This is a genomic window from Blastomonas natatoria, assembly GCF_003201955.1.
GTDB lineage: Bacteria > Pseudomonadota > Alphaproteobacteria > Sphingomonadales > Sphingomonadaceae > Blastomonas > Blastomonas natatoria.
This window is the reverse complement of the sequence record NZ_QJJM01000003.1, coordinates 163,146-179,373: the sequence shown is the minus strand read 5'-3', so window position 1 is coordinate 179,373 and position 16,228 is coordinate 163,146. Positions and strand designations below refer to the sequence as shown.

Sequence of the window (16,228 nt, the reverse complement as noted above, 5' to 3'; positions counted from 1 at the left end):
GACGAACGGAGAATGAAGAGATGAGCAACGGAGCCCTTCAGGTCGCCCGCACCGGGCTGGACGCACAGAACACCAAGATGCGCGTCATCGCCAACAACCTGGCGAACGTGAACACCACCGGTTTCAAGCGCGACCGGGCCAATTTCGAATCGCTGGCCTATCAGCAGCAGATTGCTCCGGGCGCCCGCGCCGATGCGCAGAACCGCTATGCCACCGGCCTTTCGGTCGGCACCGGGGTCCGGGTCGCCAACACAAGCCGCATCGAAACCCAGGGTTCGGCCCAGATCACCAACAACGCGCTCGACGTGATGATCGAAGGCAATGGCTATTTCCAGCTGCAGCTGCCCGATGGCAGCTTTGCCTTCACGCGCGCCGGCAATTTCACCCAGACCGCAGACGGTCTGCTGGTCACGCAGGAAGGCCTGCCGGTCGTCCCCAACATCCAGATCCCGCCGGGCGTCACCAGCATCACCATCGGCTCGGACGGCATGGTTTCGGCAACGCTTGCCGGGCAGACCGATCCCAGCGAACTGGGCCAGATGGAGCTTGCCAGCTTCGTCAATCCCGCCGGCCTGCAGTCGATCGGCAACAATCTGCTCACCCAGACTGCCGCCAGCGGCCCGCCGGTCACCGGCGCAGCCGGCATCGAAGGCCGGGGCACCATCCGCCAGGGCGTGCTGGAAGGATCGAACGTCAATATCGTCGAGGAGCTGGTCGACATGATCGAGACGCAGCGCGCCTATGAGGTCAATTCCAAGATGATCAAGGCGACCGACGAGATGCTCCAGTTCGCCAACCAGCAGGTCGGCTGAGGATAGATGACAATGCTTCGCACCTCTCTTCGCCACGGCCTGACGGCAGCTCTGGTTGTCGCGCTCTGCGCGGCAACGCCGGCGCTTGCCAAGAAGAAGAAAGCGCCGATCCAGCCCGATCCGGACTATGCGCCGACCCTGTCGATGCCGCAGCCGGCGCCTGCCGTGCCCAATGGCGCGATCTTTCAGGCCAGCAACGGCTATTCGGCGCTGACCAATGGCGCACGTGCCGCGATGGTGGGCGATGTGCTGACCATCGCGCTGGTCGAACGCACCCAGGCGGCCAAGTCCAACGGCGCCAATACCGAACGCAATGGCACCATCGGCCTGACCCCGCCTGCGACCGGCCCGTTCAGCTTCTTCAGCCCCAGCGATATCGGCGCCGGAGGCAATACCAGCTTCCAGGGTACGGGTACGGCGCAGCAATCCAACTCGCTGCAGGGCCAGATCACCGCGACCATCGCGGAGGTCTATCCCAACGGCACGATGCTGGTGCGCGGCGAAAAGCTCATCAGCCTCAACCGCGGCGCAGAGCATATCCGCTTCAGCGGCATCGTCCGCGCGGTCGATATCAGCGCGGAGAATGTCGTTCCCTCCTCTCGCGTTGCCAATGCGCAGATCATCTATGGCGGCACCGGCGAGATCGCCCGCGCCAGCCAGAAGGGCTGGTTGCAGCGCTTCTTCGAAATCATCAGCCCGTTCTGAAGGCCCTTTGACATGACCCTTGCCTCAACCTTCCGCATGTTCGCCGCGCTGCTGCTGGCGCTGTGTGCCGCGACACAGCCTGTCCAGGCCGAACGGATCAAGGATCTTGGCGCATTCCAGGGTCTGCGTGCCAACCAGCTGACCGGCTATGGCATCGTGGTCGGCCTGCCCGGAACCGGCGACGACAATCTGCAATATGCCACGCTCGCCATGCGCGGCGTGACCAACCGCTTCGGCCTGACGCTGCCGCCAGGCATCAACCCGGCCACCCGCAACGCCGCTGCGGTCATGGTCACGGCCGAGCTGCCGCCGATGGCCAAGCCGGGCCAGCGCCTCGATGTGACCGTTTCCGCCATAGGCCAGGCCAAGTCGCTGCGCGGCGGCACGCTCATCATGATGCCGCTGCTGGGTGCCGATGGACAGATCTATGCCATGGCCCAGGGCAATCTGGCGGTGGGCGGACTGGGCGTGACCGGCGCGGACGGATCCAACACGGTGGTCAACATTCCGTCGGTCGGTCGCATCGCCGGCGGGGCGACGGTGGAACGCGCCGTGGACACCGGGTTCGACCAGAGCCCGCACCTGCTGTTCAACCTGAACGATGCCGACCTGACCACCGCGATGCGCGTGGCAGACGCGATCAACGGCCAGTTCGGCTATGCGCTGGCAGTCGCCAATGATGCCGTGTCGGTGCGGATCGCCGCCCCGGTGACGCCGCAGGAACGCGTGCTGATGATGTCCCGAATTGAGAACATTCCGGTGACCCCGGCCGAGGCTGCGGCGAAAGTAATTGTTAACGCGCGCACGGGTACGGTCGTTATCAATGGCGCGGTGCGGATCGGGCCTGCGGCGGTAAGTCATGGCAAGCTGACGGTGAAGGTGCAGGAAGCCCCCACGGTCGTGCAGCCCGCACCGTTCAGCCAGGGTCAGACCGCTGTCGAACAGCGCAGCCAGGTAGAGATCGAGGAAGAGACGAACCCGGCATTCGAAATCACGAAAGGTGCCAACTTGTCCGAGATTGTCGAGACCATCAACGCGATCGGCGCATCGCCCAGCGATCTGGCTGCGATCCTGGAAGCGTTGAAGCAATCCGGTTCGCTCAAGGCAGAGCTGGTGATCCTGTGACCGTGATGCACGCCTCCGCCGCATTCCCGCTGGCCCGGACCAGCGCCGCGATGCCGCTCGCAAAGCCTGCAAGGGCGCTGACCGACGCTGCCAGCGCACCCGATGCTGCCGCGCCCGGCAAGAGCGAGGCGGAGAAGGCAGATCTGCGCAAGGCGGCGCAATCGTTCGAGGCCATCTTCCTGCGTCAGATGATCGGCGCCATGCGCACCGCCACCGATGGCGATACGCTGCTCGGCTCTTCGGCGACCGACCAGTTCCGCGACCTGATGGACGCGCGCGTCGCCGACGACATGGCCAAGAAACAGAGCTTCGGCATCGCCGACATGGTGCTGAAGCAGTTCGGGATCGACAAGCCATGAGCAACCTGCTGACCATCGGCCGATCGGGCCTGCGCGCATTTTCACGATCGATGGAGGCGGTGTCGCACAACATCGCCAATGCCGAAAATCCCGATTATGTCCGCCGCACCGTGCAGATGAGCGATGCCACGGTCTCCAGCTCGCTGAACCCTGCCTACAAGGCCCAATCCGGGCTGAATGGCGTGAAGATATCGCAGACCGTCCGCGCGTCCGACGAGTTCATCGAGGCGCAGGTTCGCCAGAGCGGCGCCGCACGCATCCGCGCCGAAACCCAGCTGACCTGGATGGAGCGGCTGGAAACCAATCTCGACAATGCCGGATCCAATGTCGGATCGCGGCTCAACACGTTTTTCAGCCGCGCCGAAGAGGTGGCTGCTGCCCCGTTCGACAATTCGCTGAAGCTTACCCTGCTGAGCGAGCTCGACGCGGTGGTCGATGCATTTCGCCGCACCGCCGGCAACATGACGCTGACCGCGCAACAGGTGAGCCAGGGCGCGACGCAGGAAGTCGATACGCTCAACGCCGCGCTCGAAAATCTGAACAAGATCAATCTCGACATCACGCGCACCATGGAAGGCACCGACGCCCATGCCGGCCTGCTCGACGCGCGCGATGCGATGCTGGCCACGATCACCGAAAAACTGAATGCCACCATCACGCTCGCCCCCAATGGCACGGCAAGCCTGACCTATGGCGGCGAGCAGCTGGCAGCGGTGAACTTCTTTGCCAATGTGGCGGTTGCGAGCAATACCGATGGCAGCCTGGCGCTGCAGGTCAACGGTGTCGCGGTCGCGGTGCCGAGCGAAGGCTCGCTGGCAGGTCTGAGCCGCGCCGGAGCGACGGCGCAGGGCAGGCTGGACGATCTGACCGCGCTGGCGCAGCAGTTCGTCACCGACATCAATACATGGCAGGCCAATGGTCGCACGCTGGCTGGCGCTCCCGGCGCGCCACTGCTCTCGATGCCCGGCGGAATCTCGACACTGACGGTGACCACCACCGACATCGCGCAGCTTGCAGTTGCAGCGGCCGATGGCACGCCCAATGGCAACCTGCTGAACATTCCCGATTTGCGCACCACCGATGGCGTCGAGACCAAGTGGAACAATTTCATGGCTGGCTTTGCCACCAACCTGTCGGCGCTGCGCAGCGAATCCAATGCCGCGACCGCGCTGGATGAGGGCGCACGGCGCCGCCGTGATGCGATTTCGGGGGTCGATCTGGATCGCGAGGCAGGCGATCTGATCCGCTTGCAACAGGCGTACGAGGCGTCCGCCCGGGTCATTCAGGTCGCGCGCGAAACCATGCAATCCATATTGAACGTGTTCTGAGGTCGGAAGAAATCCCATGGTCCAGTCCGTAAACCGCTATCGCGCCCCACAGGATGTCACCCGTCAGGTGCGGCTGAGCCAGCAGATCGCCGATCAGCAGGCGCTGGTGGGCGGCGAAAGCCGCATTGCCCGGCCTTCGAACGACCCCAAGGCCTGGCTGGAAGCGTCCAACATCTCGCGCTTTCAGGGCGACGAAGCCGCGTGGGTCAACAATCTTGGCCGCGCAGACACCCGCGCCAACCAGGCGGAGGCAAGCCTCAACACGATCGTCAGCGGCCTGATCCGCACCCGCGAGCTGCTGCTCCTGGCCAATACCGGAACGATCAGCCCGACCGACCCCGAAGTGCTCGCGCTGGAAGTCGAAGGCATCAATTCGGACTTCAACGACGCCCTGGGCCAGCGCGACAATTTCGGCGGGCAGCTCTTCGGTACCGGACCGGCGATCCGCATCCCGATGGGCGATGCACGCTTCGTTGTGGCAGCGCCCAATCTCGACGAGGTTCAGGCCAATATCGATATCGGCGGCGGAGCGACCAGCAGCCTCGGGCAGATCATGGCTGATACGGCAGCCGCCATTCGCGATGCAGACCCGACCACTGGTCCTGCGACCCGCGGCGCCCAGATCGCGGCGCTGGACGGCGCCATCGACCGGATGACGCAGCTGCTCACCCGGCAGGGCGTCGTGAAGGGGTCGATCGAGTTCGCCCGCGAGGAATTGAAGCAGAGCAATCTTGCCCTCGCCTCGCGCCGGTCGGAACTGGTCGATGCGAATGTGGCCGAGGCGCTGACCCGGCTGCAGACGCTGCTCACCAACCTGCAGGCAACCCAGGCCGTCTATGCCAAGATCTCGCAGCAGTCGCTGCTCGACTATCTGCGCTGATCGCGCACGCGGTTAACGGGCAGGCTCGATCCATTAACCCTGTTTTGCGCTTAACCACGTTCAGCAAAAGCCGTTCTACGATCTGAACGGGCCGGTTTGGGCCCGCATTGTGCCACCGTCCGGTGCGCATGGACCACGATCAAGGGAACCGCGATGTTCGCAGCAATTGGCTTTGTCGTCCTGATTGTCATGGTGTTCGGCGGCTTCATTCTGGCCGGGGGCAGCATGGGCGTGATCCTTCACGCACTGCCGCTCGAAATGATGATCATCGGCGGAGCTGCTGCCGGATCGATGCTGATCGGAAATTCGGGCCCGCACATCAAGGCGATCGGCGGCGGCGTCAAGACAGCGTTCAAGGGTGCCAAATACAAGAAGCAGGACTTTCTCGACTGCATCTTCCTGGTATCCAAGCTGATGAAGATGCTGCGCACCGAAGGTCCGGTGGCGCTCGAGCCGCATATCGAGGATCCGAAAAGCTCTTCGGTCTTCTCCGAATATCCCACGCTGCTGAAGGACACGACGCTGATCCACCTGATCTGCGATTCGCTGCGGCTGGTCGTCGTCTCGTCGGGCCAGCTCGATCCGCATGCGGTGGAGGACGTGGTCGACCAAGCCATCAAGACGCATCACCACGAAGCTGTGGGGCCCGCCGACGGGCTACAGAACCTGGCAGATGCCCTGCCCGCGCTCGGGATCGTCGCGGCCGTTCTCGGGATCGTCAAGACCATGGGCTCGATTGACAAGCCGCCGGCCATTCTGGGTGAGATGATCGGCTCGGCGCTGGTCGGAACGTTCCTCGGGATTTTCCTCGCTTATGGCCTGGTCGGACCGCTGGCCAACCGCTGCAAGCAGGTGATCGAGGCCGATGGCGCGATGTATCACGTCGCCAAGCAGATCATCATCGCATCGCTGCACGGCCATCCGCAGCCGCTGGTGATCGAGGCCGCACGCTCGAGCCTGGGCCATGCCAACCAGCCAACCTTTGCCGACGTGTTCGACGGCATGCGGGGCCGCTAAGCCATGGCGAAGCGCAAGCCCGATCCGGTCGAGAATGTCCGTCCGATCATCGTCAAGAAGATCATCGAGGAAGGCCATGGCGGCCATCATGGCGGCGCGTGGAAGGTGGCCTATGCTGACTTCGTGACGGCAATGATGGCGTTCTTCCTGCTGATGTGGCTGCTCGGTGCGACCGAGGAAAAGGACCGCAAGGCGATTGCCGACTATTTCGCGCCGACGATCGTCGAGCTGAAATCGGGCAGCGCCGGCTCCAACGGGCTGTTCGGCGGGGAATCCATCGTCGGCCGTGACGATTATCCCAACCGGGCAGGTCAGACCGGCACCCGCACGATCACCATTCCCCAGGATGCCACCGGCACGGCCGACGAGGCTGGCAAGAGCGCCTACAGCACGATGACCGAAGAGCAGCGTGCCGCGATGAAGCAGGCGCAGCAGGCGCAGAAGGCTGCCGAAAAGGAACAGTTCGAGAAGCTCAAGAAGCAGCTCGAAGAACGTCTGGGCTCGAGCGGCGGTCTGGAGAAGCTGCTGAAGAACGTCCGCTTTACCGACACCCGCGAGGGTCTGCGCATCGATCTGGTGGACGAGGCCAATTTCAGCATGTTCGCGCTGTCGACCGACAAGCTGGTGCCCAAGGCGAACGAGTTGCTCAAAGAGGTGGCGCAGGCGATCAACGGCATGCCCAACCCGGTGATCATCCGCGGGCATACCGACTCGCTGCCTTATGCATCGGGCAAGACGATGAACAACTGGATGCTCTCGACCAGCCGCGCGGAAGCGACGCGACGGGCGCTGGTGATGGGAGGGATCAATCCCGGCCAGGTGCATCGCATCGAGGGCGTGGCGGACAAGGAGCCCTACAACCCGATGGACCGGAACGATCCGGCCAACCGGCGCATCTCGATCACGCTGGCCTTTACCGATGCGGCGAAGGGCGAAAGTGCCCCGCCCCGATCGGTGAGCGCCCCCGGCGCCATGCCGTCACGTCCGGTGCCGCCGCCGCTTCCCGTGAAATAAGGGAGCGGCAGCGCGCAGCGGTTCAGCCGGCGAGCTTTTCGGAAATCTCGAGCATGGTGATGGCGGCGCGGGCAGCGTCGCCACCCTTGTCCTTCTCGTCCTTCCTGGCGCGGGTCAACGCCTGGGCCTCGTTCTCGACCGTCAGGATTCCGTTGCCGATCGGCAGGCCATCGAGGGTCAGCGCCATGATCGCACGCGCGCTCTCGTTCGAGACGACCTCGAAATGATAGGTTTCGCCGCGAATGATCACACCGATCGCGACATAGCCGTCAAAGCGCTGGGTTTCCGATGCCATGGCGATGGCCGCGGGAATCTCCAGCGCGCCCGGCACGGTGAGCGTCTCGTGGGTGTGCCCCGCCGCCTTGATTGCGGCGCGTGCGCCTTCAAGCAGCAGGTCGTTGAGATGGTCGTAGAAGCGTGCCTCGACGATGAGGAAATGCGCCATGGTTCGGAAATCCTGTGTGTAATGGAAAAGGGGTGCGATCGTCAGCCGACGGTCCAGGCCGCGACCTGCGCCGCGACAGCGTTTGCCGCCTGGTTCAATGCCGCACCCACCGTGACCGCGTCAACCGTCGCTACCGGCACGCTTGCCTCGAAGCGCTGCTTGCGCAAGGGGCTGCCCGGCTTGCGCACGACGGCATCGAAGCGCACGATGGCGGCGCGCGCATCCTCGTCATAGCCGAAACGGTGGAGCTGGCCTGACAGCATCGTGCTGCGCTCGGCGCCGGTCTCGACCTGATCGAGCACCAGCCGCCCGCTCCCGGCCGCAAGTGTTTCCGCCAGCACGGTGCGGAACAGTCGCGCGGGCTTGTCCGCCCAGACCGCATCCTTGACATAGGCGATGGCGCTGTCGCTCACCTGCACCGGCACGCGGACCTGATCCAGGGTGCGCTCGACTGTCGGCACGTCAACGACGATCGCATCGGTCACCGAGGCGGAAGCCATGGCGCCGGCAGCCGGGGTCGCGTTCGAGGTCAGAGTCAGCAGCTGCGGCGGCGCTTCGGACCCGAAGCTGACGCACCCGGCCAGCAAGAGGCAGGCGCCTCCGGCAGACAGCAGTGATCGGACGGTGGCGGTCATGCTGGCCCCTCTCATTTCTTCGGCTCATAGTCGGGCAGCGGCGGGGCTGTCAGCAGCCCGCCTGCGCCTTCCTGGTCAATCTTTTCGGTAATGGCAGACAGCGCGCGTGCGGTGACGCGCAGATCGCGCACCAGTGCCTCGGTTTCCGGCAGGGTCGTGGTCGAGAACTGACGCAGACCAGGCTTGGCCTCTTCCAGCGTTTCCGTCAGCTTGACCAGTGCCTTGTCGGTATCGGCCAGCGTCTTGGAAAGCTGGCGCGCAAGCGGACGGCCCTCGCTGTCGAGCACTTCCTTGGTCGATTGCGCGGTCATGCCCAGCTGCTCGGCAGCGACGCCAGCCTTTGTCAGGGTGACGCGCAGCTCGGCCAGTGCGGCGCGCAGTTCCGGGGCGGAATTGGCCAGCTCACCGGTCAGACGCCCCGAATTCTTGAGCAGGATCGAGATCGATTTCTGGTTCTCGTCCGAAAGCACCTGGGTGAAGCGCTCTGTCAGCGTCGCCAGCCGTTCGATCAGCAGCGGCGCGTTGTTGAGCAGTTCGCCCAGCGCGCCCGGCTTGGTGGGAATCACGGGCACGCCTTCGGGCCCGGGCTCGGTAATGGCGGGCGCGCCCTGCTTGGCGCCATCGAGCTGGATCTGCGACACGCCGGTAAAGCCCACGCCCTGGATCGTTGCGGTGGTGCCTTCGAGGATCGGCACATGCGCATCGACCTCGATCCGCACGCGCACGAACTGCGGGTCCTTGGCCCAGAGCGCGATTTCCGTCACCTGACCCGAAGGCACGCCCGAATAGGCGACGACCGATCCCTTGGCGATGCCATCGACCGATGTCTTGAAGAAGATGTCATAGGGGTTGCGGTTGGTCTCGCCCAGGCCCGCCAGCCAGATGACAAAGGCGGCAATGCCCGCCAGCAGCACCAGGGTGACGGTCCCCACCCAGACATGATTGGCGCGTGTTTCCATGGCTTTGGTTATGCCCCTGATGTTCTGATGCTGTAAACCGCCAAAGCGGCCCAGAGTTGCGAGGTCAGTTGCCCGGTCACCGGAGGAACCCCCGGCTCTTGCTGCTGGCCGGCAACCGCGTCTTCTTGCGCTCCTCGTCGGCATGGCTGACGGCGGCAGCGCGGCCGCGTGGACCATTGAAATATTCCTGGATCCACGGATGGTCGGTGGCGAGCAGTTCCGGAATGGTGCCGATGGCGATCACCTTCCTGTCGGCGAGCACCGCCACCCGGTCGCAGATCTCGTGCAGCGTATCGAGATCATGCGTGATCAGGAACACGGTGAGCCCCAGCGTCCGCTGCAGCTCGCGGGTCAGCGCATCGAAGCGCGCCGCACCGATCGGATCGAGGCCGGCGGTCGGTTCGTCGAGGAAGAGCACATCGGGATCGAGCGCCAGTGCGCGCGCCAGACCTGCACGCTTCTTCATGCCGCCCGAAAGCTCGGAAGGATACTTGTCCGCCGCATCCTCGGGCAGGCCCGACAGCGCGATCTTGTACAGCGCAATCTCGCGCCGCAGACTGCGGTCGATATGCGGATAGAATTCGGCGAGCGGTACCATCACGTTTTCCGCCACCGTCAGCGTCGAGAACAGGGCGCCGCCCTGGAACAGAACGCCCCAGCGGCTGCGGATCGAAACGTCCTCCTCCTCGCCGTCGAGAATGGATTCTCCCAGCACCTCGATGCGCCCGGCATCTGGACGCTGCAGGCCGATGATCGATCGCATCAGCACGGACTTGCCGGTGCCCGATCCGCCGACCACACCGAGAATCTCGCCATGCCGCACGTCGAGCGACAGGTCCTCGTGCACCACCTGCTCACCGAAGCTGTTGGTCAGCCCGGAGATGCGGATGGCAACATCGCATTCTTTTTCCCGCGCGGCGCTCATCCCCAGCCCACTTCGGTAAAGAAGACCGCAAAGAATGCGTCGAGCACGATGACCATGAAGATCGCCTGCACCACAGCGGCAGTGGTCCGCGAGCCCACTTCCTCGGCATTGCCGCGTACCTGCATCCCCTGATAGCAGCCAGCGAGCGCGATGATCAGGCCGAAAACCGGCGCCTTGATCATCCCGACATAGAAGTCGGTGATCGGCACCACTTCCTGAATGCGCACCACAAATGTCGCAGGCGGGATCTCGAGCACGATCCAGCACAGGAAGGCGCCGCCGATCATCGCGACGATCATCGAATAGAAGCCGAGCAGCGGCATCATCAGCACCGCTGCAGTCACGCGCGGCAGCACCAGCGCCTCGACCGGCGAGACGCCGATGGTGCGCATCGCATCGACCTCTTCGGTCAGCTTCATCGTGCCGATCTGCGCGGCAAAGGCGCTGCCTGAGCGCCCGGCCACCATGATGGCGGTCATCAGCACCCCGAGTTCGCGGATGGTCAGTCGCCCGACCAGGTTGACCGTGAACACCTCGGCGCCGAACTGGCGCAGCTGCACCGCACCCTGTTGCGCGATGACGATGCCGATCAGGAAGCTCATCAACCCGACAATGCCCAGCGCAGACACGCCCACGAGCTCGAAATGACGCACCGTCGCGGCCCAGCGGAACCTGCCGGGATGCGCGACGAGCGAGATCACGGACCGCACCAGCGCGCCGAAAAAGCCGAGCATTCCAAGCATGGAGCCCAGGGCCGTCATCGTGGCCTCGCCGATGCCCGCCAGCGTTCGCGACAGCACATTGGGCCGGTGCGGCGGCTCGATATCGCTGATGTCGGACCGGCCTACCGCTTCCACCAGACGGCTGCCCGATTCGCTCAGGTTCACGATCTCGCAGCGCTGGTCCCGCGCCAGGCGATACACGATCCACGCGCCGACCGTGTCGATATGGCCCGCATCGGCCATATCGATCAGCGCGACAGGCTGGTCGATCTGCTTGAGGCGCTTGTCCAGCTGGGCAATGGTCGTGATGTCGAGATTGCCGGAAAAGCGCAGCACCGCGCCGGACTCACCGCGCTCTTCAATCGCAAAATCCGCAGGGGCACCCATATACCGCCCTTCTTGTGCGATAAACGGTGCGATCACAAGCACCTTGGCGCACATTTGGTCGCAGCGGTTTCCGGCATCATCATCGCACTACGCTGCATGCACCGGCTTGTTTCCCGTCGCATTGGCGTTATTGCTTGCCGCCGTGGGGGAGAGGCTGGCCTTTTATGACATGGATCGGACGATTACCGTCCATCCGACCTATGCGCGCTTCCTGCTGTGGATGGCGCTTCGCCGCAAACCCTTGCGCCTGCTGCTGCTGCCCTTTTCCCTGCTGGCCGCCATCGGCTATGTCCTGCGGCTCGTAAGCCGCGAAGAGCTCAAGCAGATCAACCAGAAGCTGCTGCTGGGCAAGCTGCGGGTGGCATCGATCGCCAAGCCCATGGCGGCGCATGCCGAGCATGTCTTTGCCACCAATATCCGGCCCGGCGCGATCGAGCGGATCGCCGCCGACCGGGCCGAAGGCTATCGCATCGTGATCGCGACCGCCTCCTACCGACTCTATGTCGAGGCCATCGCGCGACGCCTGGGTATCGACGATGTGATCGCAACCGATCTGATCGTGTCGCGCGGGACCGTCCAGCCGCGCATTGCGGGCCATAACTGCTATGGTCCGCACAAGGCCGAAATGATTGCAGCCTGGATGGCAGAGCACCAGCTCGACCCTGCACAATGCACGATCCGGTGCTATTCGGACCATGTCTCGGACATCCCGATGCTGGACATGGCACACGAAGCCTTTGTCACCAATGCACACATGCCGATGCGGATTGTCGCGCGCGAACGCGGCTGGCCCGAGCTGGAATGGCCCGGAGCGCTCGCGCCCCCGCCGGGGGTGGCGCAACAGGGGCTGACGGGCTAGGCACGCGTCTTGGCCGACAAAGATAGCGGAGACGCTCGATGAAAACTGCTGCCTCGATCCTGACGACTGCGCTTGCGGCCTGCCTTGCCCTTGCCGTACCCGGACATGCCCAGTCGCCGGGCAATACGGCCGAGGCCGAAGCGCCCGATTATCCCGCCGTGCTTCCGTTGCGCGAACAGGCAAAGCTGCGCGATGCCTGGCTTGCCCAGCGGCTTGAGACCGTCGTTCCGGCGCTGATGCGCGAACAGGGCGTCGACATGTGGGTGCTGATCGCCCGCGAATATGACGAGGACCCGGTGGTCGCGACCATGCTCGATGCACGATCGATGCACGCGCGGCGGCGCACGATCCTGGTGTTCTTCGATCCTGGCGAGGGCAAGCCGGTCGAACGCCTGACGGTGAGCCGCTATGGCCTTGCCGGCATGTTCGCTCCCGCCTGGACGCCCGAGCAACAGCCCGACCAGTGGAAGCGCCTGGCCGAGATCGTCGCCGAGCGCAATCCGCAGAAGATCGCGCTCAACATCTCGTCGCAGACCGCGCTCGCCGATGGCCTCAGCCACAGCCAGCACGAGGATTTCGTTGCCGCGCTGTCGCCCGAATATCGCGAGCGCATCGTGCCTGCAGGCCCGCTCGCCATCGGCTGGCTCGAAACGCGCATTCCGGCGGAGATGGAGGTCTACCCTTCGATCGTTCGGCTGGCGCACGCGATCATAGCGGAGGCACTGTCCGACAAGGTGATCACGCCGGGCCAGACCACGGCCGAGGACGTGCAATGGTGGATGCGCGAGAAGATCAGCGCATTGGGTCTCAAGACCTGGTTCCATCCCTCGATCAACATCTTCCGCGCCAGCGAGGCGGGCGAGCTGACCGGCGATGCCGTCATCCAGCCCGGCGACATGCTGTGGACCGATTTCGGCATCACCTATCTCGGGCTCAACACCGATACCCAGCACCTCGCCTATGTGCTCAAGCCCGGCGAGACCGACGCACCGCAAGGTCTGAAGGCGGGGCTGGCCGCCGCCAATGCGGTGCAGGACATGCTCACGTCCGAATTTCGCGTCGGCCTGACCGGCAACGACCTGCTCGCCGCTACACGCGCCAGAGCGATCTCCTCGGGCTATCAGCCGAGCATCTATTCGCACCCGATCGGCTTTCACGGGCACGGCGCAGGTCCGGCGATCGGCTTCTGGGACAATCAGGACAGCAGCCCGGCGGGGCGCTATCTGGTCCGCGCCAACACTGCCTGGTCGATCGAGCTCGCGGTCACCAACAACGTGCCCGAATGGGGCGACAAGGCCGTCTCCTTCCGCACCGAAGAGGACATGTTCTTCGACGGCGAGAAGGTGGCGTATCTCGACGGACGGCAGGAACGCTTCCACCTGATCCGCGGTGCGGCGGATGCGCCGGCCGCGGCAGATGGGGCAGCACCGGCACCGCTACCGACCGAGCCTTTCGCGGATGCGGGGGAGTGACCTGACCCCGCACCGCTCAGCCTGAGCTTGTCGAAGGCCCCGCGCCAAGGCTCGCCAATTCATCGCACCGCTCTCCGGCGAAAGCCGGAATCCAGAGCGATCGCAGTGCGATTTCACCCCTGGACTCCGGCTTGCGCCGGAGAACGGTTGAGCCATGGGGAAAGGCAGCGCGTGGCCTTCGACAAGCTCAGGCTGAGCGGGGTCGGGCGTCTCAAGCCACGCGGTCCATGAGCAACTTGCCCTATTGATGCGTCCGCCCAAAGTCGGGCTTCGCATCGTCCTGGCCCTGCTCGATGATCGAGCGGCGGATGGCGCGGGTGCGGGTGAACAGCGCTTCAAGCTCGTCGCCCTTGTCCCAGCGGATCGCGCGCTGCAGCGCGGACAGGTCTTCCGAAAAGCGCTGGAGCATCTCGAGCACCGCGTCCTTGTTCGACAGGAACACGTCGCGCCACATCACCGGATCGCTGGCGGCAATGCGGGTGAAATCGCGAAAGCCCCCGGCGGAATATTTGATCACCTCGCTCTGCGTCACGCCCTCGAGATCGCTGGCGGTGCCAACGATGGTATAGGCGATGAGGTGCGGCAGGTGGCTGGTGACCGCCAGTACGAGGTCGTGATGCGCAGCATCCATCGTCTCGACATTGGCGCCCAGCGCCTGCCAGAAGGCTGCAACCTTCCCGCATGCCTCCACATCGGCGCGGTCATCCGGGGTGAGGATGCACCAGCGGCCCTTGAACAGCGAGGCAAAGCCGGATTCCGGCCCACTATTTTCGGTCCCCGCCACCGGATGCGCCGGCACGATGACCGCCTGGGGCAGCGCCGAGCGCAGTGCCGTAAGCACGCTCGCCTTGCACGATCCGACATCGCTGATGATGGTCTGCGCCGACAGATGCGGCTCCATCGCCGTCGCAGCCACAGCCATTGCGCCGACGGGCACGCACAGGATGACCATCTGCGCCTCGGCCAGTTCGGGGCCGAATTCGGCATGATAGCCATCGCACAGATCAAGCGCTTGCGCCCGCGCGCAGACATCGCCGCTGCGATCATAGCCCAGGATGCGCGTATCGGGCAGCGCCTGGCGAACCGCACGCGCGATCGACGAGCCGATCAGGCCGAGCCCGACGATCGCGATGGTCGCAAATGGCTGGCTCATGCGGTGACCAGATCGCGAAGCACGGTTGCAATGGCGCGCATGTGCGCTTCCTCGCCGATGGTGATGCGCAGCGCGTGGCCCAGGCCCTGCCCCTTGGGCCAGCGCACGATATAGCCCGCCTGCATCAGAGCCGCATAAGCCTGTTCGGCACTCACCGCGCCTTCGAACAGCACGAGCAGGAAATTGGCATGGCTGGGCACCACGGTCACGCCATGATTGCCGAGCTGCGCGAGCTCGCCCGCGAGCCATAGCCGCCAGCGGGCGTTATGCTCGCGCGAGCGGACGACGAAATCGGTGTCCGCCAGCGCCGCCAGCGCCGCAGCCTGGCCGGTGAGCGTGACATTGAACGGGCCGCGAATGCGGTTCAGCGTATCGATGATGCCGGGCGCGCCATAGCCCCAGCCGATGCGTTCGCCGGCAAGCCCGTAGATTTTCGAGAAGGTGCGCGTCACCAGAACATTGTCATGGGTCTGCGCCAGTTCGAGTCCGTGGTCGTCCTCCTCGGCGCTCAGATATTCGGAATAGGCCTGGTCGAGCACCAGCAGCACGTCCGACGGCAGCCCGGCATGCAGCCGTGCGATCTCTGCCCGGGGTGTCAGCGTGCCGGTGGGGTTGTTGGGGTTGGCAAGATAGACGACGCGGGTGCGATCGGTGACGCAGGCAAGCAGCGCATCGACATCGGTGGCATAGAAGTTGTCTGGCGCAACTACCGGCGTCGCGCCGCAGCGCCGTGCGGCGATATCATAGACCGAAAAGCCGTAGCGCACATAGACGACCTCGTCGCCCTGCCCGGCATAGCCCTGCGCGGCGAGGTTGAGCAGCTCGTCCGATCCCGTACCGCAGACGATCCGCGCCGGGTCGAGCCCATGGACCTCGCCGATCGCCTCGCGCAGCGCGGTGCTGTCCGGATCGGGATAGAGCGAAGGCGCGAGCGCCGCGCCGTGCCGCCGCGCCTCGAGTGCCGCCGGGCTGGTGCCGAGGGGGTTCTCGTTGGCAGACAGCTTGACGAGCGGGCGGCCATCATCGCCGACCGACTTGCCGGGAACATAGGCATGGATCGAGGCGATCCACGATTTGGGCTGGGGCTGGCTGGTCATGGGCGCGCGCATAGCGCGAGTCGGGCAGAAGGGGAAGCAGCCAAGGGCCCGGCCTGGCGGCAATCCCGAAGCCATATCTGCAAATCTTCGGAAATGCTTAACAAAATCAACGTCGCAGGCGGAAAGCCGCCGGTGCTGTCTCGCTTGCCCAAGCATATGTTAAGTCTGGACATTTTCTGTATGGGAGATGAATTGCAGGTTGCCCCAGGAATCAGGGTGAGTTAAGACACAGCCAAGGTCGCCCAGGAATGCAAATGCGCAACAAGCGCAATGCAGACGAAAATTCGGTCCGGGGTGATGGGTAGGGTCCGTTCTCCTCCGGTGTCCGCACAGG

The 16,228-nt window shown here is 64.6% G+C and carries 17 protein-coding genes; 10 read left to right on the top strand and 7 right to left on the bottom strand.

The features are described from left to right. Positions 1-20 precede the first annotated feature (20 nt). From flgG to C7451_RS05005, 8 genes are all read left to right on the top strand, one after another. Complete coding sequence (gene flgG, locus C7451_RS05040; RefSeq protein ID WP_110297864.1) at positions 21-812, top strand: flagellar basal-body rod protein FlgG; 792 nt, start codon at positions 21-23, stop codon at positions 810-812. Positions 813-818: 6 nt separating this feature from the next. After that, positions 819-1,517, top strand: a complete 699-nt coding sequence (locus C7451_RS05035) for a flagellar basal body L-ring protein FlgH (protein WP_110297863.1) — start codon at positions 819-821, stop codon at positions 1,515-1,517. 12 nt (positions 1,518-1,529) lie between these two features. Continuing rightward, positions 1,530-2,642 carry a flagellar basal body P-ring protein FlgI gene (locus tag C7451_RS05030; protein WP_110297862.1) on the top strand — a complete coding sequence of 371 codons (1,113 nt, stop codon included), beginning with the start codon at positions 1,530-1,532 and terminating at the stop codon, positions 2,640-2,642. A 5-nt stretch (positions 2,643-2,647) separates the two neighbouring features. Then, on the top strand, positions 2,648-3,001 hold the full coding sequence (locus C7451_RS05025; RefSeq protein ID WP_425266460.1) for a rod-binding protein: 354 nt from the start codon (positions 2,648-2,650) through the stop codon (positions 2,999-3,001). Then, the gene (gene flgK / locus C7451_RS05020) at positions 2,998-4,329 is read left to right on the top strand and encodes a flagellar hook-associated protein FlgK (RefSeq protein WP_110297861.1); all 1,332 of its coding nucleotides are present in this window, start codon (positions 2,998-3,000) and stop codon (positions 4,327-4,329) included. The genes C7451_RS05025 and flgK overlap by 4 nt, the downstream gene beginning before the upstream one ends. 16 nt (positions 4,330-4,345) lie before the next feature. Then, positions 4,346-5,209, top strand: a complete 864-nt coding sequence (locus C7451_RS05015; RefSeq protein WP_110297860.1) for a flagellin — start codon at positions 4,346-4,348, stop codon at positions 5,207-5,209. Positions 5,210-5,362: 153 nt separating this feature from the next. Next, a complete protein-coding gene (gene motA, locus C7451_RS05010; RefSeq protein WP_110297859.1) occupies positions 5,363-6,226 on the top strand; it encodes a flagellar motor stator protein MotA in 864 nt (287 codons plus the stop codon). A 3-nt stretch (positions 6,227-6,229) separates the two neighbouring features. Then, a complete protein-coding gene (locus tag C7451_RS05005; protein WP_110297858.1) occupies positions 6,230-7,240 on the top strand; it encodes a flagellar motor protein MotB in 1,011 nt (336 codons plus the stop codon). Positions 7,241-7,262: 22 nt separating this feature from the next. On the opposite strand, the gene ribH is transcribed toward C7451_RS05005, so the two are convergent. From ribH to C7451_RS04980, 5 genes are all read right to left on the bottom strand, one after another. Beyond that, positions 7,263-7,685, bottom strand: coding sequence for a 6,7-dimethyl-8-ribityllumazine synthase (gene ribH / locus C7451_RS05000; protein WP_110297857.1), 423 nt, complete (start codon positions 7,683-7,685; stop codon positions 7,263-7,265). A gap of 41 nt (positions 7,686-7,726) precedes the next feature. Beyond that, positions 7,727-8,320: an ABC-type transport auxiliary lipoprotein family protein gene (locus C7451_RS04995; RefSeq protein ID WP_110297856.1), complete on the bottom strand. Its 594-nt coding sequence runs from the start codon at positions 8,318-8,320 to the stop codon at positions 7,727-7,729. Positions 8,321-8,331: 11 nt separating this feature from the next. After that, entirely contained in the window at positions 8,332-9,279 is a 948-nt protein-coding gene (locus C7451_RS04990; RefSeq protein WP_110297855.1) for an MlaD family protein, read from the bottom strand. A 76-nt stretch (positions 9,280-9,355) separates the two neighbouring features. Next, entirely contained in the window at positions 9,356-10,204 is an 849-nt protein-coding gene (locus C7451_RS04985; RefSeq protein WP_110297854.1) for an ABC transporter ATP-binding protein, read from the bottom strand. Beyond that, entirely contained in the window at positions 10,201-11,313 is a 1,113-nt protein-coding gene (locus C7451_RS04980) for an ABC transporter permease (RefSeq protein ID WP_110298006.1), read from the bottom strand. Before C7451_RS04980 ends, C7451_RS04985 begins: the two co-directional genes overlap by 4 nt. A gap of 142 nt (positions 11,314-11,455) precedes the next feature. Between C7451_RS04980 and C7451_RS04975 the strand changes: the two genes are divergently transcribed. Together C7451_RS04975 and C7451_RS04970 are read left to right on the top strand one after the other, a co-directional pair. Then, on the top strand, positions 11,456-12,172 hold the full coding sequence (locus C7451_RS04975) for an HAD family hydrolase (RefSeq protein WP_110298005.1): 717 nt from the start codon (positions 11,456-11,458) through the stop codon (positions 12,170-12,172). 38 nt (positions 12,173-12,210) lie between these two features. Next, positions 12,211-13,644 carry a M24 family metallopeptidase gene (locus C7451_RS04970; protein WP_110297853.1) on the top strand — a complete coding sequence of 478 codons (1,434 nt, stop codon included), beginning with the start codon at positions 12,211-12,213 and terminating at the stop codon, positions 13,642-13,644. Positions 13,645-13,885: 241 nt separating this feature from the next. On the opposite strand, the gene C7451_RS04965 is transcribed toward C7451_RS04970, so the two are convergent. Further along, entirely contained in the window at positions 13,886-14,797 is a 912-nt protein-coding gene (locus C7451_RS04965; RefSeq protein ID WP_110297852.1) for a prephenate/arogenate dehydrogenase family protein, read from the bottom strand. Further along, positions 14,794-15,894 (bottom strand): histidinol-phosphate transaminase, encoded by a 1,101-nt coding sequence (gene hisC / locus C7451_RS04960; protein WP_110298004.1) that lies wholly within the window; start codon positions 15,892-15,894, stop codon positions 14,794-14,796. Before hisC ends, C7451_RS04965 begins: the two co-directional genes overlap by 4 nt. Positions 15,895-16,228 lie beyond the last annotated feature (334 nt).